1 tRNA gene is annotated in these 332 nt (G+C 35.8%); it reads left to right on the top strand.

The features are described from left to right. Positions 1-20 precede the first annotated feature (20 nt). A tRNA-Ala gene (locus tag MWU65_RS17650) sits at positions 21-94 on the top strand. Positions 95-332 lie beyond the last annotated feature (238 nt).

The raw sequence follows: 332 nt of genomic DNA, 5'->3' as shown, positions 1-332 counted from the left end.
ATTACTAACTACTAGTAATTGGGGGATTAGCTCAGCTGGCTAGAGCGCCTGCCTTGCACGCAGGAGGTCATCGGTTCGACTCCGATATTCTCCACGATGAATGCTTTAAAAGCAAAATCGAAAGAATATAAATATAAAAAGCTTGCTTTTGAGTATTTATAGAATACGATTTTTTTAATGCATTCTCAAAATTGAAGTTAGAGGAGCAGCGAAAGCTACTCCGATAATGGAATATTTTGAAAACGTTCATTGACATATTGGGACATTGCGTATAATTACCACAGGGGTAATTATCGCGATAAGAAAAATTTAAGAATACGAAAGTTAAAGAA

The organism is Cellulophaga sp. F20128 (genome assembly GCF_023015805.1).
Taxonomy (GTDB): Bacteria; Bacteroidota; Bacteroidia; order Flavobacteriales; family Flavobacteriaceae; genus Cellulophaga.
The sequence above is the reverse complement of the archived record's forward strand: the minus strand, read 5'-3'. Positions and strand labels throughout refer to the sequence as shown.